A 24355-nucleotide genomic window follows, 5' to 3' on the forward strand; every position below is an offset into this window, starting at 1 on the left:
CCAGCAGGGGCAGAGCTACTGTTCCGGCATCATCCCAAATAGCAGCCACTGTCTATACCTGGCAGGCAGGCATCATGTTTGCTGCATGTTTTCTGCATTTTTACCACACATCAAGCCCTACCCAGCAAGGACTTCCAGATTTGCTTCAACTTTGCAAACGTCACCCCATAAAATCCAATGGCATTTTTAAATCAAGATTTTGGAGATCATGACAATGGCACAACTGAAGACGATTTCGCTGGCGGTCGCAGCAGCATTGGCGCTGGCTGCGTGTGGTGGCGGTGGCGGTGGCGGTGGTGGTGGTGGCAGTAGCGGTTCGGCGGCAGCACAAGACAACGCGGTACAGGGCGTCGCCATAAAGGGCCTGCTTGAAGGTGCCGAAGTCTACGCATTCAAGGTGAATGCCGACGGCACGGTCGACAGCAAGGCGATCAACGATGGCAAGCCCGCCATCACCAATGCAAAGGGCGAATACTCCCTCAAGCTGGGTAGCTACAGCGGCGCGCTGCTGATCAAGGTCAAGGCGGTGGCCGGCGCCAAGATGCAGGACGAACTGCAGGGCGCCATCACCCTGGCGGCAAACCAGGCATTTGAACTGGACGCACTGCTGGAGCAGGTCGGTAGCGGCAGCAACAAGGCCAACGTCACCCCGATCTCGCAACTGGCCGCCGCCAAACTGCTTGTCAGCGGCAAGCTGGCCGACCTCAACGGCGATGGCAAGGTCGACGCCACCGACATCAAGAATATCGACGTCGTCAACAACGCGATCATGCAGGCGCTGACCGGCAATACCACCGACCCGCTGCAGTACGACTTCAACCCGAGCGACACCAGCGACAAGGCGACCGCAATCCTGCAGCAGGCGTCGCTGATATTTAACAAGCCAGAAACCGTTGCTGGGTGTACAGACAAGGGACTGGACTGCGCGCTGGGTGAACAAGCCAAAGCGCTAGGCACGCTGAAGATTGCTGACGGCAAGATCACCAGCGAAGGTCTGGCCTATGACAAATTGCTGGCCATTGCGAGTGCAGCCAAAACCGCATTTGGCGACAAAGCGGCCACAGCGACCGTTCCGGACAGCATCACCGGCAACGTAGAAGAACTGCAAAACGCCACTACCCTCGCCACCCAGATCACCCAGTCCAAGCTGCTGGTCAACAGCCTGCGCAACAGCCTGCTGGAAGGCGAACAGACCCTGAAGACCCGCGGCGACGAGATCGGCCCGGCGGTCGAGCAAATGGCCGACCACGCTGACGTGGCAATGGCGCTGTCCGACGCGGTGGAGCGCTACGACGAGGCCGAAGCGGAAGAAAACGACGCTGGCTGGGATCACTTCGGTGGCAATGGCTACCACTGTCAGGAACAAAACGGCAGCAGCATCTACCAGTGCTGGCTGTGGGTTGGCCAAGCCGCTGGAGAAACCTTACTGGAGAATGGGCGTTACGCTCAGTTCACCCTGAAAGCGAACGGCGACAAAGTTGAGTGGGCCTTCGCCAGCAAGGACACTACCGCAGCCCTAACCGGCACAGCCAACTACACAGCCAACGGCTACACGCTGTCGGGCAAGGTACCGGTCAATGGAGTAACCGCAGACCTCACGTTCAGCTCTAGCTACAGCCAGACAACGGACACCTTTACCGGCAGCATCAAGAGCGCCAAGGCTGAAGTCGTGCTCAGTAACGGCCAGACCAATTGGACGAGCGAAGGGATGCCGACCGGCCTCAGCATCGCATTGAAAGGCAGCAGCAACGGCTACGCGTTCAACGGCAGCCTCGCATCCTCTGAGCAGATTGACGCCCCGGCCACCGCCGCTACGCCAGCCTTCAAGATGGACAGCAAGCTGACCCTCAAGGGCGTGCTCAGCAAGGCAGGGGCAACCTGGTTTGACGGCACCGTCGTGCTGAAGGCGGATAAGCCGTACAGCCCGGACACCAGCGCAGGCACCCTGAGCATCATCGGCCTGCTGCCGGTCGACGCCAGCCGCACCATCAAGCTCGACAGCGCACTGGCTCTGAAGGCGGACAAAACCGCATCGCTTGACGTCAACTACACCGACAACGGCGTCAGCGCCAGCGTCAAGGTGAGCGGCAAGCAGGATGCGCTCGGCAAATTGCTGCCTGAGTCGTTGGTCGCTACCAGCCGCAACCTGAAAGTTGCACTGAAGGCAGACCGCACCGGCACCGTTTACGCCGACGACAAGGAAATCGGCCGCGTGAGCGGCAAGGTCATCTCGTTCAAAGATGGCAGCAAGGTCAGCCTCGGCTGATCCACGTACCACTCACCCTCGCCGGCGGCTGCGGTCGCCGGCTTTTTGCATTTTCCCTTGTCGAAACCATGCAACGCCTCAGCCTTTTACTTGCCCTCCCCCTGCCCGCACTGGCCTCGCCACTCGTGCTGAACAATCCGGCAGCCATCCCGCAAACCCTCACCCTATCAAGCAGCGCGGCCGCGTTCGCCGCCAACGACGCCTTACCACTCAAACAACTGGACGGCGACTGGACGGTGTCCCCGCGCACCCGAGATGGCGTTGCCAAGGCAGTCGGCACCGCGCGCGCCGAACTTGCCGTCGCCCACCATGGCTGGCAAGTCTCCGCTTTCTACCGCGCCGAAGCATGGGCCAGTGCCAGCGAGGATGCGCTGGACCTGGTGTATCAGGACAAGAATGACCTCAAGCCCACCCCTGGCCGGCGCTACGACGCCGACTACCGGCTGGAAACCTTCAGCGCGCGCGGAGTCGGACTGGCCCGCAGTTTCGAGCTGCCTGCCCTCGGCGCGTGGCGCTGGCAGGCCGGCGTCGGTGTCAGCCTGCTGGACGGGCTGGCCATGCGCGAAGACAAAGTCGCCGGCAGTGCGCTCGCCCTGAGCGAGCAGCAGTACCAGTTACAAGCCACACGCACCCTGCGTTACACCGGACTGGATACCTCCAGCGGCTTCAACCCTTACCTAGGCGACGCCTCGCCGTCAGCCCGTGGCTACGCGCTCGATCTGGCGCTAGCCTGGCAATGGCAGGATGCGTGGCAAGGCCGCCTGTTGATCAACGACGCACTGGGAGAACTGCGCTGGCGCGACCTGCCGACCAGCACGCTGCAGGCAGACAGCGACGTCGCGCTAGACGCCAACGGCAACCGCCAGCCGCTGGCCAGCGGCCAGGATAGCCGTGCCGACTACACGCAGAAACTGCACAGCAAGACCGAACTGGCCGCCAGCTACCGGCAGCAGGCGTGGGAAACCGAAGCGTCGCTGACCCGTTACCGCGACGTCACCCTGCCGCAGCTGCGCGTCCGCTACCACGGCGTCGCCAACTGGCAGTTCGGGCTCGCTTACGAGAGCCGCTTCAAGACCGCCGGCGTCGAAATACGCCACCGTTATTTCAGGCTTGGCGTACACAGCGACGGCCGTTCGCCGTCGAACAGCCGGGCGACGGGGGTGCATGCCGGCCTGTTTTTGCCACTGTAACTGTGCCCCACCAGCCAAAACGCCACGGCAAGCCGTGGCGTTTTTCATGCAGAGCCGGTCAGGATCAGAACAGATTTTCCGGCATTTCCAGCACGCTGCCGGCGCCCTCGAGGATCGCGGCGGCGAGGCCTGAGACCTGTGGCAACAGATGGTCGCCGTAGAAGCGTGCGCTGATGATTTTGGCCGACAGGAAGTCGGTATCGGCGCCCTCTTCAGCCAGCTTGCCCTCTGCGATCAGCGCCGCGCGGCCCATTTGCCAGCCGCCCAGCACGATCCCCATCAGCTTGAGGAAAGGCACCGAGCCGGCTGCCGCCAGTTGCGGCTGCGCCTTGAAGGTTTCCAGAATAAAGGCCACGCAACGCTCGGCTTCGCGGGCCGCGGCGGTCAGATTGGCCGACAGCTTAGGCTGGCTTGGCGCGAGCTTGGCAGCTACCAGACGGGTTTCTTCCAGCAGCGCCAGCGCGGTAGCGCCGCCTTCGCTAAAGGTCTTGCGCCCGATCAGATCCAGGCCGTGAATGCCGGTGGTGCCTTCATAAATCGAGGTAATGCGCGCATCACGGTAGTACTGGGCAACACCGGTTTCTTCGATAAAGCCCATGCCGCCATGCACCTGCACCGCCAGACTGGTGATTTCGTTGGCCTGTTCGGTATTCCAGCCCTTGACGATAGGGATCAGGAAGTTCACCAGTGACTGGTTTTTTGCCGCTTCGGCCGCTACCGGATGCTGGGCAGCGCGATCCATCGCTGCGGCGGCTACGCAAGCCAGTGCACGCTGCGCTTCGATCTGAACGCGCATGGTCATCAGCATGCGGCGTACATCCGGGTGCTGGATAATGGCCACGCCAGCCGGATCGGGCGAACCGATGGCACGGCTTTGCACGCGGTCACGCGCGTATTCAACCGCCTTCTGGTAGGCGCGCTCGGACACAGCCATGCCCTCGACGCCCACGCCCAGACGTGCGTGATTCATCATGGTGAACATATAGGCAAGGCCCTTATTGGCTTCGCCAACCAGGAAACCCACCGCGCCGCCTTCGTCGCCAAAGCTCATCACTGCAGTCGGGCTGCCGTGGATGCCCAGCTTGTGCTCAAGCGAGACGCAGCGCACATCGTTGCGCGCGCCCAGGCTGCCATCGGCATTCACCAGATACTTGGGCACCACAAACAGCGAGATCCCCTTCACCCCGGCCGGTGCATCCGGCAAACGCGCCAGCACCAGGTGGATGATGTTATCCGCCATATCGTGCTCGCCCCAGGTGATGAAGATTTTCTGGCCACTGACCAGATAGCTGCCATCCGCTGCCGGCACGGCCTTGCTGCGTACCTGAGCGAGGTCGGAGCCGGCGCCCGGTTCGGTCAGGTTCATGGTACCGGTCCACTCGCCGGTTGCCATCTTGGGCAGATAAACGGCCTTGAGTTCGTCACCGGCGTGGTGATGCAGTGCTTCAACTGCGCCCAGCGTCAGCAATGGGGCCAGCGAGAAGGCGAGGTTGGCCGAGCACCACATTTCTTCGGTTGCCAGCGCAACCAGTGCCGGCATGCCCTGACCGCCAAACTCGGTCGGGGTGCGCAGGCCGGCCCAGCCGGATTCGACATATTGCTGCCAAGCGTCCTTAAAGCCGGGGGCGGAGGTCACGCTGTAGTCGGTGCTCCACTTAGCGCCTTGGTCGCCAGCCTTATTGATCGGGGCCAGCACGCCCTCGGCGAACTTGGCGGCTTCTTCCAGAATGGCGTCGACCAGATCGACCGAGCAGTCCTCATAGCCGGGCAGGCTGCAGATGGACGGCAGTTCGGCCAGCTCGTTCAGGGCAAAGCGGATTTCCTTGACCGGTGCGTTGTAGATCATCGATCTCTCCTTTGATGTGGGTGCAATGTTTCAAGTACAAAAAAACCGGCCGCGCATTCACCTGAAGCCTGCCTTTACGACAGGGTAGTCTCCGGGGTGAACCGTCGGGCCGGTTCTGTTTTTTGTTGCGGGCAGGCATCAAGGCCTGCCTCGTTCCGGCTGTCGATTACTTGGACAGCTCGGCCATCAGTTCCGGCACAACGGTGAACAAGTCACCAACGATACCGTAATCAGCCACCTGGAAAATCGGCGCTTCTTCATCCTTGTTGATCGCAACGATCACCTTGGAATCCTTCATGCCGGCCAGGTGCTGGATGGCACCGGAAATGCCGACGGCGAAGTAAAGCTGCGGTGCCACAACCTTGCCGGTCTGGCCGACCTGGTAGTCGTTTGGTGCATAGCCGGCATCCACGGCGGCGCGCGAAGCGCCTACTGCGGCACCCAGCTTGTCAGCCAGCGGCTCGATCACCGCCTTGAACTGTGCATCCGAACCCAGCGCACGGCCACCGGAAACGATAATCTTGGCCGCGCCCAGTTCCGGACGGTCGGACTTGGTCAGCTCGGCGCCGACAAAGGTCGACAGCTGCGCATCCGCACCTGCGGCAATATTTTCCAGCGCCGCTGCGCCGCCGCCTGCCGCCGCTTCAAACGCGGTGGTACGCACGGTGATCACCTTGATCGCATCGGACGACTGCACTGTCGCCAGTACGTTGCCGGCGTAAACCGGACGCACGAAGGTGTCGGCCGACTCGATAGCCGAGATTTCGGAAATCTGCGCCACATCCAGCAAGGCCGCCACGCGTGGCAGCAGGTTCTTGCCGAAGCTGGAAGCGGGTGCCAATACATGGCTGTAAGCCTTGGCTAGATCAACGACCAGCGGGGCCAGATTCTCGGCCAGGCCGTGCGCGTATTGCGCGGCATCAGCCACCAGCACCTTGGCAACGCCGGCCACCGATTTGGCAGCATCGGCGGCGGCAGCGCAAGCGGCGCCGGCAACCAGTACATGCACGTCGCCACCGAGCTTGGTCGCGGCGGTAATGGTGTTCAGAGTGCCTGCTTTCAGGCTCTGGTTGTCGTGTTCAGCGATAACGAGAATAGCCATGGCTTACAGCACCTTTGCTTCGTTCTTGAGTTTGGCCACCAGCTCGGCAGCGGAGGCCACCTTGATGCCGGCGGAACGCTTGGCAGGCTCGGCCACTTTGAGGGTGGTCAGGCGCGGGGTCACATCGACACCCAGATCAGCCGGGGAAACTTTTTCCAGCGGCTTTTTCTTGGCCGCCATAATATTAGGCAGCTTGACGTAGCGCGGTTCGTTCAGGCGCAAGTCGGTGGTCACCACGGCCGGCAATGCCAGCTTGACGGTTTCGAGGCCGCCATCAATTTCGCGGGTGACATTGACGGTTTCAGCCGCCAGATCCACCTTGGACGCGAACGTGCCCTGACCCCAACCCAAGAGCGCAGCCACCATCTGGCCAGTCTGGTTGGCATCATCGTCGATCGCCTGCTTGCCCAGAATCATCAGCTGCGGTGCTTCCTTGGCGGCGATTTCCTTAAGCAGCTTGGCCACGGCCAAAGGCTGCAACTCGGTCTCGGTTTCCACCAGAATGGCACGGTCCGCACCCATGGCCAGCGCCGTACGCAGCGTTTCTTCACACTGCTTGACCCCCATGGATACCACGATGATTTCCGACGCCTTGCCGGCTTCTTTCAGGCGCACAGCCTCTTCTACGGCGATCTCGTCAAACGGGTTCATCGACATCTTGACGTTGGCGATATCCACACCGCTACCGTCAGCCTTGACCCTCACCTTCACGTTGTAATCAACAACGCGTTTCACAGCGACTAGAACTTTCATATTCCTCCAGCGTATGCTTCGGACTGGTTGATCGATCATTGACGCATGCAGCCGTAGCCTAACGTGATGCGCTGCCGCGCCCTAGCATTCAAACAATCGTTTGAAGAAAGCGCAAGCCCCACATGCACAAAATCTGGCCTCTCCGCTTTTTGCGCCCTTAACACGCAATTTGCCTGTCACGACTTGCGTGTACAATGCACTGCAACATTTCATCATCATAATACGGGAGTACCCTCATGACCGTCTACTTCGAAGACCTGAAAATCGGTGATTTCGCCGAGTACGCCAAAACCATTACCGAAGCGGACATCCTGATGTTTGCTGCAGTCTCGGGCGACGATAACCCGGTTCACATCAATCAGGAATACGCCGAACAGACCATGTTCGGTGGCCGCATCGCCCACGGCATGCTGACCGCCAGCCTGATCTCCACCGTAGTCGGCACCCGTCTGCCCGGCCCTGGTACCATCTATTTGTCGCAGTCCACCCGCTTCAAGGCTCCGGTCAAAATCGGCCAGACTGTGACCGCACGCGCAACAGTGACCGAACTGGATCCTGCTAAAAAACGAGTGAAATTCGCCACCCAGTGTTTTGTCGCCGGCAATGTGATTCTGGAAGGCGAATCGCTGGTTATCGCGCCGTCGCGTCCGGAATAAGGCTCGGGACTCGGGACTTGGGAGTGGGGAGTGGGTGTTAAGACCAGTCACGCTCGTGTCAACAGAGCAGATCCCCGGCTCCCCGATCCCTACTCCCCACTCCCATGCTGCGCCAGCGCCCAGGCCACATGCTCGCGCACCAGCGCCGAGTCGTGACTGCGCCGGGCTTGCAGCGCTGCCATCACCGCAGGGCTCGCCGGCGCATTACCCAGGCCTACCGCCAGATTGCGCAGCCAGCGCTCGTAACCGATGCGGTAGATCGGGCTGCCGGCCATGCGCTGATTGAATTCGTCTTCACTCCAGCCAAACAGTTCGACCAGAGACACATCGTCCAGACCATGGCGCACGGCAAAGTCCGCCTCGCCGCTTGCCACGGCAAAACGGTTCCATGGACACACCAGCTGGCAGTCATCACAGCCGTATACCCGGTTGCCGATCAAGGGGCGCAGCGCCTCGGGAATGGCACCAGCCAGTTCGATGGTGAGATAAGAGATGCAGCGCCGCGCATCCAGCTGATAAGGCGCAATAATGGCCTGCGTCGGGCAAACCGTGATGCAGCGCGTACAACTGCCGCAGTGCGCCGGCTCCTCATGGTCTTCGGGCAGCGGCAGGTCGGTGACGATCTCGCCCAAAAAAAACAGCGACCCCTGCTCGCGATTGAGCAGCAAGGTGTGCTTGCCGCGCCAGCCCAGGCCGGACTGCGCCGCCAGTGCCACCTCGGCAATAGGGGCACTATCGGTAAACACCCGCGCCCCCAGGGTCTCGGCTACCGTCCGCACGCGCTCGCTCAGCGCCTGCAGGCGTTTACGCAAGACCTTGTGATAATCGCGCCCCAGCGCGTAACGCGACAGATACGCCGCCTGCGGGTCGCCAAGTACCGCCTCGGCCGCCCTGGCCTCGCCCGGCCAGTAATTCATGCGCAGCGAAATCACGCTCAGGGCGCCGGGCACCAGCTCGGCCGGGCGTACCCGCATCAGGCCATGGCGCGCCATATAATCCATTTCACCGTGGAGCCCGGCATCCAGCCAGGCCTGCAGGCGCGCTGCGGCCTCGGGCGGCAGCGCGGCACGGGTGATACGCACGCCATCAAAGCCCAGTTCTTGCGCCCATGCTTTGATTTGTGCCGCCAATTCGGGATAATCCACGTTTTGCATTTTACTCTCGGTCATGGCTATGGATGATACCAGCACCCGCAGCGGCTACCTGCCGGATGAAGCGGCCACACTCGCCCTAGGCGCCAGCCTGGCACAGGCCATCGTCCCGGGCACGGTGATTTTTCTGGAAGGAGACCTTGGCGCCGGCAAAACCACGCTCACCCGCGGCCTGCTACAGGGGCTGGGCCATCAGGGACGGGTCAAGAGCCCGACCTATACGCTGGTCGAGACCTACCCGCTGGCGAGTCTGACCGCGCACCATTTCGACCTGTACCGCTTCAATGATCCGGAAGAGTGGGAAGACGCCGGCTTTCGCGAACTATTCGGCCACGATACCCTGTGTCTGGTCGAATGGCCGGAAAAGGCACAAGGCCTGTTGCCGCAGCCTCATCTCACCCTCGAGCTGGCAGTAGCCGATGATGGCCGCAGCTACCGCATCCACGCCCATGACGCACAAGGGATTCAATGTCTGAGCCGACTTTCGATCTAAGCCGCCGCCATCTGGTCGGCGCCGCTGCCGCAACCTGGCTGCTGTCCGTCAGCCGCATCGGTTTTGCCGCCGTGCCGCAAATCGTGGCGCTGCGCATCTGGCCCTCCTCCACCTATACCCGCATTACGCTGGAGTCCAGCGAAACACTGCGCTACAAGCAGTTCAATCTGAGTAATCCGGCGCGGCTGGTGGTCGATCTGGAGGGGGTGACACTCAACGCGCTGTTGACTGGCATCAATAGCCAGATCACCGATGCCGACCCCTATATCAAGAGCGCCCGCGCCGGCCAGTTCACCCCGGATACCGTACGCTTGGTGCTGGAACTGAAGACCGATGTCGCCCCGCAAGTGTTTACCCTGAACCCGGTTGCCGGCTTTCGCGACCGGCTGGTGGTCGACTTGTATCCGGCTAAGGCGCAGGAAGACCCGCTGCTGGCGCTCTTGCAGGACTACAACAAGGGCAAGCTGGACGAGCAGCCGCAACTGAAGCCGCAGCCGGGCAAGGCCGGCATCGACCGGCCGGTGACCATCGTGCTCGACCCCGGCCATGGCGGTGAAGACCCCGGCGCCGTCGGGCCTTCCGGTGTGCGGGAAAAAGATGTGGTGCTGAAAATTGCGCGCGAGCTGCAGAAGATGATCAACAGCCAGCGCAATATGCGCGCGCATCTGACGCGCGATGAAGACGTTTTCATTCCGCTGGGGGTGCGCGTGGCCAAGGCACGCAAGCTGGGAGCGGACCTCTTTATCTCCATCCATGCCGACGCCTTTACCACGCCGACGGCGCGCGGCTCTTCGGTGTTTGCCCTGTCGGAAAAAGGCGCAACCTCGACCGCGGCACGCTTTCTGGCCAAAACCCAGAACGATGCCGACTTGATAGGCGGGGTGAAAATAGGCGGCAAAGACAAGTATCTGGCGCATACCCTGCTCGACTTAACCCAAACGGCCACCATCAATGACAGCCTGAAGCTGGGCAAGGCGGTACTGGGACGCATGGGCAACCTGAATACCCTGCACAAATCGCGGGTGGAACAGGCGGGCTTTGCCGTACTCAAGGCGCCGGACATTCCATCGATTCTGGTCGAAACGGCGTTTATCAGTAATCCGGAAGAAGAAAGAAAGCTGGTGGACCCGGCCTTCCAGCGCCAGATGGCGGAGGCGCTGCTAGCCGGAGTGAAGGGCTACTTCTCGCAAAGTACCTTGTTCGCCAGAACTTAAAATAGGGAGTAGGGAAGAGAGAGTGGGGAGTAACACTCCCTACTCCCCAATCTCATCCGGCGGGGAGGTCGGGACGCGATAGCTTTCATCGGCCCACTGCCCCAGATCGATCAGCTTGCAGCGCTCGCTGCAAAACGGACGGTAGCGGCTTTCCGGTGTCCACGGCACGGATGCGCCGCAAGTCGGGCAGGAAACGGTTTTAATCGGGGTATTGCTCTGGCTGGTCATGGTTAAAACTTGCAATAGGTCATGGAAAAGTCGATATCCTGCTCGCTCTGGCGCGCACGCGCTTCACCGGTTCCCGTCTGGACAAAGCGCAGATTGATCGCGTATTTATTGGCCGACAATTCTGGTAGCACATCCAGCCCCTCGGGGTAATCGACACGGATCAGCTGCACCACGCGCCCGCCCGACATTTGCTGGAAAGCCCCGCGCCGCGCTTGGTACGCATGTGTCTTGCCGCTGTCGCGCAGCAGGCGCAGCAAAATATCGGCCGCCTCGGAAGTCGGCATCATCGGCTCGGCCCAGCGCTGGATATCGGCACGACGCTCGTCGGCGCTCTTGCTCTGCCACAGGGCATAAGACGGCAAATCAAACGAGCAGGTCCCGCCCGGAATCACCGCCCGCTGCTTGATCGACATCAGCCATTCATTCTCGCGCAAATGCTGGCCAAACTTGCTGGTCAACTGCAACAGGCGGCCGGCGACATGATCGATCTTGTCCAGCTCGGCATCCAGTGCCGCCGCATCGATGGCCGGGTTGCTATGCAAACCTTCCAGTACCTGCCTTTGCCGCTCCAGTTCCTGCAGCAAATCAGACTTAAGCTCGGCGCGTGAGGCCACCTCCAGAATCTCGAACAGAACCAGAAGGGCGGAATGGTGCTCAAACGGATGTTCCCGCGCGATGAAAAAATTCAGCCGCAGGTAAAGCTGCTCCAGGCGGAGCAGTGCGCGCGTACGTTCGGTAACAGGGAACTCAAAACTAATCACTACGCGAATCCGTATGGTCTGTGGATGAGGGCGGACAGGCCGCACCGGTAAAACTGGCTAGATAATAACGATGTTTAAGCGCAACTTGAAGATCAAGCGCAGTTAAATCGCCACTATTATCGATTACATCGTCACTTCTGGCCTTGCGCTCGCTACGCGACAGCTGCGCCGCCATGATGGCACGCACCTGCTCTTCTGTCAGTCGGCTTCTTTGCATCACCCGCGACAACTGCATATCTTCCGGGCAATCGATGGCCAGCGTGCGCGACAACAAGCCAAGATAAGTACCGGTTTCAAACAACAAAGGCACCACCAGCATCGCATACGGTCCCTGCCCGAGCGACAGCCGGCGCAGGCTTTCGGCATGGATCATCGGATGCAAAATACCCTCCAGCTGCGCCCGCCTGGCCGGATCGGCAAACACCAGCGTCCGCATCGCGGCCCGGTCCATACTGCCATCGGCCGCGATGACGCCTGCGCCAAACGCGGCGGCAATCGCCGGCATGGCCGCGCCAGCGGAAGCAGTCAGAGCATGCGCGATCTCGTCGGTGTCGACCACATCGACCCCGAGCGCGGCAAAACGCTGTGCCACCGCACTCTTGCCCGAACCGATGCCGCCGGTCAGCCCGATGATCGCCCGCTTACAAGCCGCCAAGATACCACCCCACGATAGCGGGCCCCCATATCAGCGCGATCAAGCCTGCCGCCGCCAGATAAGGACCGAACGGCAAAGGCTGGCCACGCCCCATACGCGCGGCGGCCAGCATGGCGATGCCCCACAATGCACCGACCAGACTGGAAAGCAGGATAATCAGCGGCAACATCTGCCAGCCTAGCCATGCACCCAGCGCCGCCAGCAGCTTGAAGTCGCCATAGCCCATGCCTTCCTTGCCGGTGACCAGCTTGAACGCCCAATACACCGACCACAAGGACAGATAACCCGCCATCGCCCCCACCACCACATCGGATAGCGGCAAGGTGTCAGTCAGTAAATGGAACAACAGGCCGGCCCACATCAAGGGCAGGGTGATATCGTCCGGCAGCAATTGGGTATCGGCATCGATAAAGGTCAGCGCAATGAGCGCGCCAACCAGCAGCAAGCTGCCGGCCAGCATCAGCGATGGCCCGAAGCGCCAGGCCAGCACGGCAAACAGCATGCCGGTAATCAGCTCGACCAGCGGATAGCGTGCGGAAATCGGCGCCTGACAATCGGCACAGCGCCCGCGCAAAGACAGCCAGCCCAAAAGCGGAATATTGTGCCAGGGGCGGATAGCCGCACCGCACTGCGGGCAGCGCGAACGCGGCAGCATCAGATTAAAGGGCGCGCCTTCGGCGATCTCTTCGCCACGCAGTTCGGCACACTCGGCAGCCCAGCGCCGCTCAAGCATCACCGGCAGCCGTGCAATCACCACATTAAGAAAACTGCCCACAAACAAGCCAAACAGCGCGACCAGCAAAATAAAAGCCACGGGCGGTAAAGCCAGCATCAAATCAAATAAAGCCATCAGCCCACCACCTGACCCATCTTGAAGATAGGCATATACATGGCAATCACCAGGCCGCCAATCAGCACACCCAGCACCACCATAATCACCGGCTCCATCAGGCTGGACAGCGCAGCCACCGCGTTATCCACCTCTTCTTCGTAAAAGTCGGCCACCTTCTCCAGCATGGAGTCGAGCGAGCCCGACTCTTCGCCAATGGCGGTCATCTGCATCACCATATTGGGAAACAGATCGCTTTTTTGCATGGCGTAAGTCAGGCTGGAGCCGGTGCTGACCTCGGTACGGATCTGGCTGGTGGCATCGGCATACACCTGGTTGCCCGAAGCCCCCCCCACCGAATCCAGCGCCTCGACCAGCGGCACACCGGCGGTAAACAGCGTGGCCAGCGTGCGCGTCCAGCGCGCAATGGTCGCTTTTTTAACGATGTCGCCGATTACCGGCAGCTTAAGCACGATGCGGTCGGCTATCTTGTGCGCCTTGGGCGAACGCTTAAAGGCAAAGATGCCGCCGAAGATCGCACCGAACAGGCCGCCGAAAATCAGCCACCACCACTCGACAAAGAAGTCGGACAGCCAGATCACAAACATGGTCGGCGCCGGCAAATCGGCACCGAAGCTGGAGAACAAGTCTTTAAACGCCGGAATCACATAAATCATGATCACCGCGGTAATGATAAAGGCGGTGCCGATAATCGCCGTCGGGTAGATCATGGCCGACTTGATCTTGGCCTTGATCGCCAGCGTTTTTTCCTTATAGGTCGCCAGCTTGTCCAGCAGCGAATCCAGCACACCGCCGGTTTCACCCGCCGCGATCATATTGCAGAACAAGGCATCGAACTGCAGCGGATGCTTGCGGAAAGACTCGGACAGCGAGCTGCCGTTTTCCACCTCGGCACGGATATCCAGCAGCAGCTTGGTCATACGCGGGTTGCTGTGGCCGCGCGCGGTGATGTCGAAAGCCTGCAATAGCGGCACGCCGGCACGCATCATGGTCGACAGCTGGCGGGTAAACAGTGCCACATCCTTTTCGGTGATACTGCTGCCCAGCTTTTGCCGCTTGCGCTTGATCTTGAGCACATTGATGCCCTGACGGCGCAGCATCATGCGGGCTACGGCCTCGGTCTCGGCGCGAATCTCGTTGCGCACCACCTTGCCGCCCTTATCTTTCCCCTCCCACTCCCAGGCATATTGGGCGGGCTTTTTCACGCTTGCAGCTTTAGCCATAGTGCGATCCGTTATTGTTATTCATGTCCTGCCACGCTGCTACCGGCGGCGTGCATCAATCGTTGGTCAAGGCCAGCACTTCCGTTAGCGAAGTTACGCCTTGCTTCACCTTGAGCAAGCCGGCGTGGCGCAGGTCTATCATGCCTTCCTCGCGCGCCAGATCCGCGATATCGCTGGCATTGGCGTCGCGCAGAATCAGGCGGATCATCGCATCGGTCATCGGCATCAGCTCATACAGGCCGGTACGCCCCTTGTAACCGCTGCCACGACACGTATCACAGCCGACCGGGCCATACGGCTGCCAGCTGCCATCCAGATCCGTCTCGCTAAACCCCGCCTGCAATAGCGCCTCGCGCGGCAATTCCACCGGCGCCTTGCATTCCTTGCACAAGCGCCGCGCCAGACGCTGCGCCATGATCAGCAACACCGAGCTGGCCACGTTAAACGGCGCCACGCCCATATTCAGCAAACGGGTCAGCGTCGCCGGCGCATTATTGGTATGCAGCGTAGAGAACACCATATGACCGGTCTGCGCAGCCTTGATCGAAATATCTGCCGTTTCAAAGTCGCGAATCTCGCCCACCATGATGATGTCCGGGTCCTGGCGCAAGAAGGCGCGCAAGGCGGCGGCAAAGGTGAGCCCGGCCTTTTCATTGACGTTGACCTGATTAATCCCCGGCAGGTTGATTTCCACCGGGTCTTCCGCGGTGGAAATATTGGTATCGGTCTTGTTCAGGATATTGAGGCAGGAATACAGCGACACCGTCTTGCCCGAGCCGGTCGGCCCGGTCACCAGCACCATGCCATAGGGACGCTCAATCGCATCCAGCAACAACTTTTTCTGCGCGGGCTCGAAGCCCAGTTGCTCCACATCCAGCGACGCGGCCGAGGCGTCCAGAATACGCATCACAATCTTTTCGCCATACAGCGTGGGCAAGGTGCTGACCCGGAAATCGATCGCCTTATGCTTGGAGATCATCAGTTTGAGACGGCCATCCTGCGGCACGCGCTTTTCCGAAATATCCAGCCGCGAAATCACCTTGATGCGCGAAGCCAGCTTGTCCTTGATTGCCAGAGGCGGACGGGCAATTTCCTTGAGCTCGCCATCCACCCGGTAACGGATGCGATAGTATTTTTCATACGGCTCGAAATGAATGTCCGATGCGCCGCCATTGACCGCATCCAGCAGCACCTTATGCAGGAACTTCACCACCGGCGCGTCTTCCACATCCGGCAGTTTATCGCCCATGGGCGCATCCGGGTCGACCAGTTCCATATCGCCCAGATCTTCGCCAACCAGTGCGCTCAGCGCTTGCCCGGCTTCGCTTTCGCCATAACGGCCAATCAGACGCCCCAGCTTGTCGTCCTCGACCACCACCACATCAACCGTCAGCCCGGTCTTGAAGGTAATGGCATGCAGGGTCTGGGTCATGGTCGGGTCGGATGCGCCAACAAACAGCTTGCTGCCGCGCTTGAACAGCGGCACTAGCCGGCGCTGCAGCACCAAGTCTTCGTCCAGTACGCCGCGCGGCATATCGTCCGGATCCATGGCCGACAAATCGAACAGGGGAAAGCCGAAAGCCTGTGCGGCAAAAGTGGCCAGCTCCAGCGGCGTCATGCGCTTGCCGGCCAATAACTGCTCGACAAAACTGCAGTTGGCCGTTTTCGCCTGCCGGTCTATTACATCGGCGTCATGCTGCGATAATTTGCCGCGCTGCACCAACGCCCGCCCCAAGCCGGAAAAACCCGCCGCATTATCCATAAGCCTGCTGTCCCCTATTTTTTTAACCCCGTACCCGGCACTCCGCCGCGCAAGGAAAAATCATGCCTTGCTCAGGCGTACGCGTCGTATCGCGCGCTCGCCAATCTGTAAAATTTCAAATACGCAGCCATAACGCTTGCAGCAAGTACCGACGTCGGGAATATCCCCGTAATGCTCGATCAACAAACCGTTCAGCGTCTTGGGGCCGGACAGCGGCAAGGCCAGCGTAAACTGGCGATTCAAGTCGCGCAGCGCCATGCTGGCATCCACCAGGAGCGAACCGTCGCGCTCACGCGTCACCAAGGTAGCCTGTTCCGGCGACTGGGTCGTGAACTCGCCGACCACCACCTCGAGGATGTCTTCCATCGTCACCAGCCCCATCAGCTCGCCATACTCGTCGACCACCACGCCGATGCGGCGGCGGTTTTCCTGAAAGTTCTGCAACTGGGTAAACAGCGGCGTGCTGGCCGGAACGAAATACGGCTCGCGCGCCACCTCGCGCAGACTCTCGCGCGTCAGGCCTTCGCGCATCATATGTAGCACTTTACGCACATGCAAAATGCCAATCAAATTTTCAAGCCCGTTTTCGCATACCAGAATACGCGAATGATGACAGGTCTGCAGCTTGACCAGCGTTTCCTCCAGCGGTTCGGCCAGATCCACCGCCTCGATGTGGCGTCTTGGCACCATCACATCCTCGGCAGTGAAGCCTTCCAGCTCGAACAGATTGACCAGCATCGAGCGATGCTTGCTCTGGGTAAAGCGCGTCGACTCCAGCGCCAGCAGGCGTAGCTCGTCGGCCGAAATCTGACCGCTATCATGACTGACATTGACCCGCAGCAGTTTGAGTACGCCCTGCACAAACAGATTGACGAACCACACCAGCGGATACAACAGCTTAAGCAGCAAGGCCAGTGGCCCGCTCACCGCGGATGCGACCTTGAGCGCATGCGCGGCGGCCAGAATCTTGGGGGTGGCTTCGGAAAACACCAGAATGGCAAATGTCACCGCCAGCGTCGCCAGACCCAGTGCCAACTCGTTCTGCCCGACCAGACGGAACACAATCACCGTCGACAGCGAAGCGGCGGCCGAATTGACAAAGTTATTGCCCAGCAGAATCACGCCCAGCAATTTGTCGGTCTGTTCCAGCAGGCTCAAGGCACGGCGCGCGCCCTTATTGCCGGCGGCAGCCAGTGATTTCAAGCGAAAGCGGTTGGCCGCCATCATGCCGGTTTCGGACATGGAGAAAAACGCGGAAATCGCCAGCAGGATCACCAGCGTTAAAAACAGGATGGATAAGGGGATGTCGTTCAAGGGGATGGAATACGAAAAAGAGACAGCTTCAAATTATATGGGATGGATGGCAACCGGTACAGAAGCCGTGGCCTTGAGCAGGCCAAATGAAAAAACCCGGCAGCGAGGCTGCCGGGTTGATTTCAAGCTTGCAAAGACAAGCTTAGAAGTTGTGCTTCACGCCAACGTTAAACGTCGTACCCTTATCACCACTGGCAATAATTTTCTTGTCAGTATTTTTAACATCTTGTTGTTCGTTGTACTTGATCTGGCCGTACTGGGCGAACAGCGTAGTACGCTTGCTAGCTGCGTAATCAACACCCAGTGCAAACTCTTTGGAGCCGTTTTTCGCATCTGAGTTTTTGTCATTGCTCAGCCAAGAGTAGGTCGCCTTAGGCGTGAACTGACCGATGGTGTAAGCAGCCGACAGAGCATAAGCATTTTGCTTAATTTCTTCATTGCTATCGTCGTAGAAACGCTCTTGCTGGGCAGTAAAGCCTACAAACAGACCATTAGCGTCGTAACCCACTTCACCGCGCAGGGTCTTGTCATCCTTATCGGATGCGAGATTGGTGTTGGTATTCACCTGATAAGCCAGAGCAGCCAGGAATGCGCCATCAGCAAAACCGATACGGGTACCGTAGGTATGCTTGGCATCCACGTTTACACCATTGTTGTTGATATTGGCTTCGTTGGTGCCCCAGATGGCGCTAACGTCAAAACCACCAAACGACGGGCTGTTGTACTTGATCGAGTTCTTGACGGTGTCGTCAGCGCGCTCGTAGTTAGGGAACATTTCAGCACCAGCATTGCGTGGCCCGATCCACATGTCGGTCAACTCGGTGTCGGTCAGCATATCATCCAGATAACCCAGACGGATCTTACCGAAATCACCTTCCAGACCAACAAAGGATTCGCGGTTAGCGAAGGTGCCGGAGCTGGAGCCGCTACCGGTAGTACCATCTACGCGCAGGCCGTTTTCTACCTTCCAGATCGCCTTCAGACCATTACCCAGATCTTCGTTGCCCTTGAAGCCGATACGGCTGGAGAAATCTTCAACACCATTGGTACGTTCAAAGTTGGTTTTAATACCATTAGTGCTTGCAACACCAGCACGGATCGAACCGTAAACGGTCACATCCGCCATAGCGGCAGCAGGCAACAGGGCAACTGCCAGTGCAATGATTTTCTTGTTCATGAGTCTTTCCTTTTTCGAGGTCGGTTAACTTGCCTGATCCCGTTAGCGGGTCGGGCATATTGTTTGCCATTGCTGTACCGCACTGGTCATGCGCATATACTAAGTGCGCCGTTGCTAAAAAACAAAAACACACCATCAATGCGGCCAAAATAGAGACAATCAAACCCAATAAAAACAGGCAAACACAAGCAAATCAAGCCATTAGCCAATGTATCTATTTTGCAACATAGATAAAACGCTATATAAGAAAAACACCAAAACTTCATGAAAGCCCCCGCATGAACCCATCCCCCGTACTGTGCTGGCTGCGCCGTGATTTACGCCTGAGCGACCATGCCGCCTTGTCCCGCGCACAACAATGCGGCCCGGTGCTGGCGGTGTTCGTGTTTGATCCGGCCTTGCTCGCCGGCCTGCCCCGGAACGACAAGCGTGTCACGTTTATCTGCGCCGCACTCGATGAAATCCGTGCCGGCTTGCGAGCCTTAGGTAGTGAACTGGTGGTGTGCTATGGCGACCCGTTGCAACAACTGCCACGCATCGCCCAGGATTGCGCGGCCCGCCAGCTGTTTTTTGCCCGCGACTACGAACCGATGGCGCTGGCGCGCGATGCGGCAGTCACTCAAGCACTACAAGCGCTGGGAGTGGAAGTGGAAGCAGTCAAGGATCAGGTGGTTTTCGAGCAGGATGAGCTACTGACCAAGGCCGGCCAGCCTTACTCCGTATTCACCCCCTACGCGCGCGCCTGGCGTGCGAGGCTCACGCCGGCAAGCTATGCGCCGTGGCAGGTGAAATTGGACAGCCGCCATTTTGCCGCGCGTAGCGGCCTACCGGCGCAGTGGCTAGGCGATGAAAAGCCGATTGGCGTAACGGGGTTTACCCGCGCCGATCTTGCCGCCCTGAATATCCAGAGCGGCGAGCGCGGTGCCCGGGTTTTGCTAAAAGACTTTGCCACGCGCATCGCGCGCTATAGCGAGCTACGCGATTATCCGGCGCGCAAAGGCGTGTCTTATCTGTCTGCCCATTTGCGCTTCGGTACGGTTTCGATCCGTGAGCTGGTACGCCTGGCGCTGGGGGACGGCAGCGCGGGCGCGATGGTGTGGCTGAACGAATTGATCTGGCGCGAGTTTTACCAGCAATGGCTGTGGCACTTCCCCACCGCAGCCCACACCAGCTTCAAGCCGGCTTATCGCACTTTGCGCTGGCCGGGCGAAGACAGCCATTTTGCAGCCTGGTGCGCCGGGCAAACCGGCTACCCGCTGGTGGATGCGGCCATGCGCCAGCTCAATGAGACCGGCTATATGCACAACCGGCTACGCATGGTGGCAGCAAGCTTTCTGGTCAAGGATCTGCTGATAGACTGGCAACGCGGCGAGCGCTACTTTGCCAGCCAATTGCTGGACTACGATATGGCGGCCAATTGCGGCGGCTGGCAATGGGCGGCTTCTACCGGCTGTGATGCGCAACCGTGGTTCCGCATCTTTAACCCGGTGACGCAATCACAAAAGTTCGACGCCGACGGCCAGTTTATCCGCCGCTATGTGCCCGAGCTGGCAATGCTCGACGCGCAAGCCATCCATGCACCGTGGCTGGCCAAGACGCTGCCGGCCAGTTTCCAGCTTGGCCGCGACTACCCTGCCCCCATTGTCGAGCATGCCAGCCAGCGCGAAAAAGCGCTGGCCTTGTTCGGGCGCTGAGCACACGGGCGCAAATCAGCGCCCGAGCAACAACTCCAGCACAATTTTGCTGCCGATATAGCCCACCAGCAGCAGGCCAAAGCCGGAGAGCGTCCAGCGCACCGCCAGACGGCCGCGCCAGCCGTGGCGGACACGCCCCAGCAGCAAGCCGCCGAACACCAGCCAGGCGGCACAGGCGAAGACTATCTTGTGGTTGAGGGTAAAGGGCGTCGCGAACATCTGCTCGGAAAACAGGATGCCGGTCAGCAAGGACACCGTCAGCAGCGCGAAGCCAACCGCAATCACCTGGAACATCATCGCTTCCAGCGACAGCAAAGGCGGCAGCTGGCGGGTAAAGGCGGTCGCGCGGCGCGCATGCAAGGCCCTGTCCAGCACCAGCATCAGCATGGCCAACAGCGCGGCAATGGCAAACAGGCTGTAAGCCAGCATGGACACCAATAAATGCAGTGCAAACAAGGGATTCGCCAGCTCATAACTTAAATGATGGCCCGGCAGCAGCAACTCGACGCCCAGCGCGACCACCGCCAGCGGCAACATCAGCAGCTGCAAGCCCTCGACGCGATAGAAGAAGCTGCTGGTCCAGTAAATCAGCAGCATCAGCCACACCACGGTCGACAGCGCACGCCCCAGACCCAAGTCCAGATGCGCGCCGGACAGCAGCGGCAATAGCACCAGCACGGCATGCGCCAGCAGCACCAGACCCAGCACGCCGTGCTCGATACGCGGCGCGCGGGGCAAGACCGCATGGCCTTTCCAATGCCCTATGTGGTGCCAGGACAGGGCGAAATAAGCCAGTAAAAGACATAAAGACAAAGCAAACAGGAAACCACTCATCGTCATCAGGCCGTCAATGCCGGGCATGTACCCGGCCTCTTGTGTAAAATAGGCAGTTTGAAAGTCTACACCAAAGCTGCATTGCCGTTGGCAGACATGAAGGATGGCCCATGCTTGACAACCTGACGACACGCCTGACGGGCGTGATCAAGACGCTGCGCGGAAACGCGCGCCTCTCCGAATCCAACATCCAGGACGCGATGCGCGAAGTACGCATGGCGCTCTTGGAAGCCGACGTGGCTCTGCCCGTGGTCAAGTCCTTTATCGCCCAGGTCAAAGAGCGCGCGCTCGGCCAGGACGTCATGGGCAGCCTGACCCCGGGGCAGGCGCTGGTCGGCGTGGTCAACGACGAGTTGACCCGCCTGATGGGCGAGAAAAACGACGCCCTGAATCTGGCGGCCCAGCCGCCGGCAGTGGTACTGATGGCCGGCCTGCAAGGTGCGGGTAAAACCACCACCGTTGGCAAACTGGCCAAGCTGCTGAAAGAAACACAGAAGAAAAAAGTCCTGGTGGTCTCGGCCGACGTTTACCGTCCGGCCGCCATTGAGCAGCTGAAACTGCTGGCCGAACAGGCCGGCGTCGAGTGGTTCCCGTCCGAGGGTTCGCAAAAACCGGTCGATATTGCCCTGGCTGCCATCGATTACGCCAAGCGTCATTTCTTCGATGTGCTGATGGTCGATACTGCCGGCCGTCTGGCCATCGACGAAGCGATGATGGCCGAGATCAAGGCGCTGCACGCTGCGGTCAAGCCGGTGGAAACGCTGTTTGTCGTGGATGCGATGCAGGGTCAGGATGCGGTCAATACCGCACAGGCCTTTGGCGAAGCATTACCGCTGACCGGCGTGATACTGACCAAGATGGATGGCGACTCGCGCGGCGGCGCAGCCTTGTCGGTACGCCACGTCACCGGCAAGCCGATCAAGTTTATCGGTGTCGGCGAGAAACTGACCGGCCTTGAGCCCTTCCACCCTGACCGTATCGCCAACCGCATCCTGGGCATGGGCGATGTACTGAGCCTGATCGAGGATGTGCAAAAAGGCATCGATCAGGACGAAGCGGCCAAGATCGCCAAGAAGCTCAAGTCGGGTAAGGGCTTCGACCTGGAAGACTTCCTCGGCCAGATGCAACAGATGAAAAAGATGGGCGGCGTCACCAGCATGCTGGAAAAGATGCCGGGCCAGATGGGCCAGATGGCCAAAGGCATCAAGGGGGATGAAGCCGAGAAGTCGATGCGCCGCATCGAAGGCATTATCTACTCGATGACACCGCTGGAACGGCGCAAGCCCGAGCTATTGAAAGCCAGCCGCAAGCGCCGCATCGCCACCGGTGCCGGCGTCTCGGTACAGGAAGTCAATAAGCTGCTCAAGCAGTTCGAGGAGATGCAGAAGATGATGAAGCAGTTCTCCAAGGGCGGCTTGTCCAAGATGATGCGCGGCATGAAGGGCATGTTGCCCGGCATGTAAAACCGCGAAACAAGGGCCCGCAGAGGCCTGGCGCGAACAACAAGGGAAGCCCATGCCGCCGGAGGCCGTATTTCTGCAGCAACGGCGCGCTGCGCTGCCCGCACCGCGACACCCCGAGCATTTTGCCGCCGGCTTGCGCCGCTGGCACTGATTGACCATGAAACGCCGGCACCGCAGCCGGCACCAGCCTGGAAATACGCGTTATGACTTTGAATGCACTCACCGCACTGTCCCCGCTTGATGGCCGCTACGCAGGTCAAGTCGAGCCTTTGCGCAATCTGTTCTCCGAATACGGCCTGATGAAGTTCCGCATCAAGGTGGAACTGGAATGGCTGAAAATGCTGGCGGCAGAGCCGGGCATCAGCGAAGTAAAGCCGTTCTCCGCCGCCACCTTGCACGAGATCGATGATGTCATCGCCCACTTCAGCGTGGCGCATGCCGAAGAAGTCAAAGCCATTGAGTCGCGCACCAACCACGATGTCAAAGCCATCGAGTACTGGCTGAAAGAGCGCCTGTCCGGCAACCCGGAAGTGATGGCAGCCAGCGAGTTCATCCACTTTGCCTGCACCAGCGAAGACATCAACAACCTCAGCCATGCGCTGATGCTGAAAACCGCGCGCAATACCGTAATCCTGCCGGCACTGAACGAAGTCATCGCCCGCCTGAGCGCACTGGCACACGAACTGGCCGCGGTTCCGATGATGAGCCGCACCCACGGCCAGCCGGCCACGCCGTCGACCCTGGGCAAGGAGTTGGCCAATGTGGTGTATCGCCTCAAGCGCCAGCATGAACAACTGGTGAAGCAGGAAATCCTCGGCAAGATCAATGGCGCCGTCGGCAACTACAACGCCCATCTGGCCGCCTACCCCGATGTGGACTGGGAAAGCCTGTGCGGCCGCTTTGTTTCGGGCCTGGGCATTACTTTCAACCCGTACACCATCCAGATCGAGCCGCACGACTATATGGCCGAGCTGTACCAGAACCTGTCGCGCGTCAACACCATCCTGATCGACCTGAACCGCGATGTCTGGGGCTATATCTCGCTGGGCTACTTCAAGCAGAAGGTCAAGGCCGGCGAAGTGGGCAGCTCGACCATGCCGCACAAGGTCAACCCGATCGACTTTGAAAACTCGGAAGGCAACCTCGGCCTCGCCAATGCCGTCATGGGCCACCTGGCCGACAAGCTGCCGCTCAGCCGCTGGCAGCGCGACCTGACCGACTCCACCGTACTGCGCAATATGGGCGTGGGCATGGGCTACTCCCTGCTGGGCTTCAAGTCCTGCCTCAAGGGTCTGAACAAGCTGGAAGTCAACCCGGCCATGCTCGCCGCCGATCTGGACGCGACCTGGGAACTGCTGGCCGAGCCTATCCAGACCGTGATGCGCCGTTACGCCATCGAGAACCCGTACGAGCAGCTGAAAGACCTGACCCGTGGCAAGGGCGGCGTGACCAAGGCGACACTGGCGGCCTTTATCAACACGCTGGCCATCCCCGAGCATGAAAAGACCCGTCTGCTGGACATGTCGCCGGCCAGCTACGTAGGCAAGGCCGAAGAGTTGGCACGCCGCATCTAAGCCGGTCCACTCTCCACAGAAACGCCACCCGATGGGTGGCGTTTTTTTACGCCCGCCGAAAAACCGGCATCCCAACCAAAAACCGGCGCACGGCCTGAAACCTCCCGCCCCGACCGGCCAGAATCCCCACCATTTCAGGCCTTTGCGGG

General features: G+C 60.0%; 21 protein-coding genes. 8 read left to right on the top strand and 13 right to left on the bottom strand.

What is annotated here, in order from left to right:
* Nucleotides 1–214: 214 nt before the first annotated feature.
* Nucleotides 215–2266 (top strand): hypothetical protein, encoded by a 2052-nt coding sequence (locus M3P88_RS09435; RefSeq protein ID WP_249615799.1) that lies wholly within the window; start codon nt 215–217, stop codon nt 2264–2266.
* 68 nt (nt 2267–2334) lie between these two features.
* Nucleotides 2335–3456, top strand: coding sequence for a DUF5723 family protein (locus M3P88_RS09440; RefSeq protein WP_249615800.1), 1122 nt, complete (start codon nt 2335–2337; stop codon nt 3454–3456).
* A gap of 64 nt (nt 3457–3520) precedes the next feature.
* Here M3P88_RS09440 and M3P88_RS09445 read toward each other — a convergent pair whose 3' ends face one another.
* The 3 genes from M3P88_RS09445 to M3P88_RS09455 all read right to left on the bottom strand — a co-directional run bounded on the left by M3P88_RS09445 (nt 3521) and on the right by M3P88_RS09455 (nt 7157).
* A complete protein-coding gene (locus tag M3P88_RS09445) occupies nt 3521–5302 on the bottom strand; it encodes an acyl-CoA dehydrogenase C-terminal domain-containing protein (protein WP_249615801.1) in 1782 nt (593 codons plus the stop codon).
* Between the two features lie 166 nt (nt 5303–5468).
* The gene (locus M3P88_RS09450; RefSeq protein ID WP_249615802.1) at nt 5469–6404 is read right to left on the bottom strand and encodes an electron transfer flavoprotein subunit alpha/FixB family protein; all 936 of its coding nucleotides are present in this window, start codon (nt 6402–6404) and stop codon (nt 5469–5471) included.
* A gap of 3 nt (nt 6405–6407) precedes the next feature.
* Entirely contained in the window at nt 6408–7157 is a 750-nt protein-coding gene (locus tag M3P88_RS09455; RefSeq protein ID WP_124735185.1) for an electron transfer flavoprotein subunit beta/FixA family protein, read from the bottom strand.
* Nucleotides 7158–7393: 236 nt separating this feature from the next.
* On the opposite strand from M3P88_RS09455, the gene M3P88_RS09460 reads away from it, so the two are divergent.
* Nucleotides 7394–7813 carry a MaoC family dehydratase gene (locus tag M3P88_RS09460; RefSeq protein ID WP_249615803.1) on the top strand — a complete coding sequence of 140 codons (420 nt, stop codon included), beginning with the start codon at nt 7394–7396 and terminating at the stop codon, nt 7811–7813.
* A gap of 89 nt (nt 7814–7902) precedes the next feature.
* On the opposite strand, the gene queG is transcribed toward M3P88_RS09460, so the two are convergent.
* Nucleotides 7903–8967, bottom strand: coding sequence for a tRNA epoxyqueuosine(34) reductase QueG (gene queG / locus M3P88_RS09465; protein ID WP_249615804.1), 1065 nt, complete (start codon nt 8965–8967; stop codon nt 7903–7905).
* 19 nt (nt 8968–8986) lie between these two features.
* Here queG and tsaE point away from each other — a divergent pair, with 19 nt between their 5' ends.
* Nucleotides 8987–9457, top strand: a complete 471-nt coding sequence (gene tsaE, locus M3P88_RS09470; RefSeq protein ID WP_249615805.1) for a tRNA (adenosine(37)-N6)-threonylcarbamoyltransferase complex ATPase subunit type 1 TsaE — start codon at nt 8987–8989, stop codon at nt 9455–9457.
* The gene (locus tag M3P88_RS09475) at nt 9433–10671 is read left to right on the top strand and encodes an N-acetylmuramoyl-L-alanine amidase (protein ID WP_249615806.1); all 1239 of its coding nucleotides are present in this window, start codon (nt 9433–9435) and stop codon (nt 10669–10671) included. The genes tsaE and M3P88_RS09475 overlap by 25 nt, the downstream gene beginning before the upstream one ends.
* Before the next feature lie 39 nt (nt 10672–10710).
* On the opposite strand, the gene yacG is transcribed toward M3P88_RS09475, so the two are convergent.
* From yacG to M3P88_RS09515, 8 genes are all read right to left on the bottom strand, one after another.
* Complete coding sequence (gene yacG, locus M3P88_RS09480; protein WP_249615807.1) at nt 10711–10899, bottom strand: DNA gyrase inhibitor YacG; 189 nt, start codon at nt 10897–10899, stop codon at nt 10711–10713.
* Nucleotides 10900–10901: 2 nt separating this feature from the next.
* A complete protein-coding gene (gene zapD / locus M3P88_RS09485) occupies nt 10902–11660 on the bottom strand; it encodes a cell division protein ZapD (RefSeq protein WP_249615808.1) in 759 nt (252 codons plus the stop codon).
* Nucleotides 11653–12315 carry a dephospho-CoA kinase gene (gene coaE / locus M3P88_RS09490; RefSeq protein WP_249615809.1) on the bottom strand — a complete coding sequence of 221 codons (663 nt, stop codon included), beginning with the start codon at nt 12313–12315 and terminating at the stop codon, nt 11653–11655. Before coaE ends, zapD begins: the two co-directional genes overlap by 8 nt.
* The gene (locus M3P88_RS09495) at nt 12302–13165 is read right to left on the bottom strand and encodes a prepilin peptidase (protein ID WP_249615810.1); all 864 of its coding nucleotides are present in this window, start codon (nt 13163–13165) and stop codon (nt 12302–12304) included. The genes coaE and M3P88_RS09495 overlap by 14 nt, the downstream gene beginning before the upstream one ends.
* Nucleotides 13165–14388, bottom strand: a complete 1224-nt coding sequence (locus M3P88_RS09500; RefSeq protein WP_249615811.1) for a type II secretion system F family protein — start codon at nt 14386–14388, stop codon at nt 13165–13167. The genes M3P88_RS09495 and M3P88_RS09500 overlap by 1 nt, the downstream gene beginning before the upstream one ends.
* 55 nt (nt 14389–14443) lie before the next feature.
* The gene (gene pilB / locus M3P88_RS09505; RefSeq protein WP_249615812.1) at nt 14444–16150 is read right to left on the bottom strand and encodes a type IV-A pilus assembly ATPase PilB; all 1707 of its coding nucleotides are present in this window, start codon (nt 16148–16150) and stop codon (nt 14444–14446) included.
* Between the two features lie 60 nt (nt 16151–16210).
* Nucleotides 16211–17464: an HlyC/CorC family transporter gene (locus tag M3P88_RS09510; RefSeq protein ID WP_249615813.1), complete on the bottom strand. Its 1254-nt coding sequence runs from the start codon at nt 17462–17464 to the stop codon at nt 16211–16213.
* Nucleotides 17465–17606: 142 nt separating this feature from the next.
* The gene (locus M3P88_RS09515) at nt 17607–18641 is read right to left on the bottom strand and encodes a porin (RefSeq protein ID WP_249615814.1); all 1035 of its coding nucleotides are present in this window, start codon (nt 18639–18641) and stop codon (nt 17607–17609) included.
* Nucleotides 18642–18919: 278 nt separating this feature from the next.
* On the opposite strand from M3P88_RS09515, the gene M3P88_RS09520 reads away from it, so the two are divergent.
* Entirely contained in the window at nt 18920–20335 is a 1416-nt protein-coding gene (locus M3P88_RS09520; RefSeq protein ID WP_249615815.1) for a cryptochrome/photolyase family protein, read from the top strand.
* A 15-nt stretch (nt 20336–20350) separates the two neighbouring features.
* Here M3P88_RS09520 and M3P88_RS09525 read toward each other — a convergent pair whose 3' ends face one another.
* Nucleotides 20351–21196: a cytochrome C assembly family protein gene (locus M3P88_RS09525; protein ID WP_249615816.1), complete on the bottom strand. Its 846-nt coding sequence runs from the start codon at nt 21194–21196 to the stop codon at nt 20351–20353.
* An 83-nt stretch (nt 21197–21279) separates the two neighbouring features.
* Between M3P88_RS09525 and ffh the strand changes: the two genes are divergently transcribed.
* Together ffh and purB are read left to right on the top strand one after the other, a co-directional pair.
* Complete coding sequence (gene ffh, locus M3P88_RS09530) at nt 21280–22632, top strand: signal recognition particle protein (RefSeq protein ID WP_249615817.1); 1353 nt, start codon at nt 21280–21282, stop codon at nt 22630–22632.
* 203 nt (nt 22633–22835) lie between these two features.
* Complete coding sequence (purB, locus tag M3P88_RS09535) at nt 22836–24206, top strand: adenylosuccinate lyase (protein ID WP_249615818.1); 1371 nt, start codon at nt 22836–22838, stop codon at nt 24204–24206.
* The last annotated feature ends 149 nt before the right edge of the window (nt 24207–24355 follow it).

It is taken from the genome of Craterilacuibacter sp. RT1T (assembly GCF_023502145.1).
In the GTDB taxonomy this organism is placed as follows: Bacteria; Pseudomonadota; Gammaproteobacteria; order Burkholderiales; family Chromobacteriaceae; genus Craterilacuibacter.